Source organism: Peribacillus sp. P4_C12, assembly GCF_056402095.1.
The window spans coordinates 1-2,294 of record NZ_JBFUIB010000553.1 but is presented as its reverse complement, the minus strand read 5'-3'; the positions used below and the strand labels follow the sequence as shown (position 1 = coordinate 2,294).

Annotated in this window: 2 protein-coding genes; both read left to right on the top strand. The window is 37.7% G+C overall.

What is annotated here, in order from left to right:
• Positions 1-1,817: RecQ family ATP-dependent DNA helicase (locus AC1DUW_RS26355; RefSeq protein WP_477643873.1), on the top strand; the 1,817-nt coding region annotated here is incomplete at its 5' end.
• A 134-nt stretch (positions 1,818-1,951) separates the two neighbouring features.
• Entirely contained in the window at positions 1,952-2,158 is a 207-nt protein-coding gene (locus tag AC1DUW_RS26350; RefSeq protein ID WP_053346482.1) for a cold-inducible protein YdjO-related protein, read from the top strand.
• Positions 2,159-2,294 lie beyond the last annotated feature (136 nt).

The window sequence follows — 2,294 nt, the reverse complement described above, 5'->3', positions numbered from 1 at the left end:
ATATTAAGCAGGGAAGGTACAAGCTTGTTTATGTGGCACCTGAACGATTGGAAAACACTGCTTTTCAAAGGGAACTGGCTAATGTTGATATTGCATTGGTGGYCATTGATGAAGCTCACTGTATCTCGCAATGGGGTCATGATTTCAGACCAAGCTATTTAAAAATCAAAAACTTGTTGAAAGAAATGCCCTCAGCTCCGACCGTTCTAGCATTAACGGCGACAGCCACACCACATGTGACGAAGGACATTTGTCAGTCACTTGGAATATCTGAACAACATACAATATCAACAGGATTTGCAAGAGATAATTTGTTTTTTTCCGTCGTCAAGGAAGAGAACCGCGGACGGTTTTTAATGCGCTATATTGAAAAAAACAAAAATGAGTCGGGTATCATATATGCAGCAACAAGGAAAGAAGTCGATTCATTGTACGCCAAGCTTAATAAAGCTGGCTTCAAAACAGGCAGATATCACGCTGGTATGAATGAACAAGACCGTTCGGAACAGCAGGAGCAATTTATTCGTGATGATGTTCCTTTGATAGTAGCGACATCAGCTTTTGGAATGGGTATCGATAAGTCGAATGTTCGTTACGTCATTCATTATCAAACCCCAAAGAATATGGAGAGCTATTATCAAGAAGCAGGTCGTGCAGGTCGAGATGGTTTGGATAGCGAATGTATTCTTTTATACTCCCCTCAAGATATACAGATACAACGCTTCCTAATCGATCAATCGAACCCTTCGCAAGAGTGGCAGGCACAAGAACTGAAGAAATTGAATAGAATGAAGGATTATTGCTTTACTGAAGGCTGTTTACAAGCCTATATTCTTCAATACTTTGGAGAAGAGAGTCCTGAAGATTGCGGCCACTGTGAAAACTGTACAGATAAACGTGACTCAGTTGAAGTAACAACTCAGGCACAGATGGTTCTTTCGTGTATGTTACGAATGGGTGAAAGATTTGGCAAAACGATGATTAGTCAGGTACTCACCGGTTCACGGAATAAGAAAATTGAAGAGTTTGGCTTTCAAAAGATTTCAACTTATGGAATTATCAAAAATCAATCGGCAAAGGATGTTGCAGACTTCATTGATTTCCTGACTGCTAAACAGTATATCGAAATGACAGGCGGGCAATATCCARTTCTTAAAGTAACCAATGCTGGACGAGAAGTGCTTTTAGGACAGAAAAAAGTTCTACGAAAAGAAATAAAACAAGTAAGCAGCATTAGTATCGATCATGGATTGTTCGAAGAATTGAGACATTTAAGAAAAGAAATCGCAAGCAAGGAAAATGTACCGCCTTTCATTATTTTTTCCGATGCATCCTTGAAAGATATGGCAGCAAAACTGCCGAGAACAGAACAGGAATTCCTTGATGTTAAGGGTGTAGGCACTCAGAAATTCGACCGCTTTGGAGCAGAGTTCTTAGAAGTGATTTCTCATTATTTACAAGCACATCCTGAAATAGAAGTGAATACAATGGGTAAAAAAGAAACAACAAAGCGAACCACGGTACCATCTCATCTAGAAAGCTACCGTTTCTATCAGGAAGGCAAATCCCTCAAAGAAATTGCGACATTAAGAGGACTGTCTTCGATCTCCATTGAAAATCATCTATTAAAGTGTGCAGAAGAACGTTTGGAGATCAAGTGGGAAGAGTTTTTCTTAGATGAGGAGTATGACCTTGTACTGGAAACAGCCAAACAATTGGATTCTGAGAAACTAAAACCATTGAAAGAAGCCCTCCCTGACCATTTTTCATACTTTATGATAAAAGCAATCATGGTAAAAGCAGGATTAGAAAACTAATAGAATAAGGTTTTTGGATAATTTTTTCATTGGATAAATAAGAATTTGATTTGATGCGTATACTAGGAATGAAAAAAGGTGAAAAACTCAGTGCCTTTAATCAGAATCTTTATATAAAAAAGAGGAGGTTGCTCATGTATTTTGGTAAAAAGAATTCAGAGGAACCAGAAATCATTATGGAAGATACAATTGTATATGCATGCGGGTCAGCAGATTGTAATGGGTGGATGAGGAAAGATTTTGCCTCTGAAAACTATGATTGTCCAATGTGCGGCAGTCAATTAGTTGAAGAAGTAAGGGAACTGCCAAAAATAGAAAATGAATATAATGCGTTTAAATAAAAGAGGTGAATTATTGCCTCTTTTATTTTTTATTAAATAGAATGAGTATCATCCCGATGTTCTGTTTTAGTCGCATCCTTTACATATAAAATCATATGTGGTATGATAAAGATTCAGTGTTGTTAAGAGTAAACAC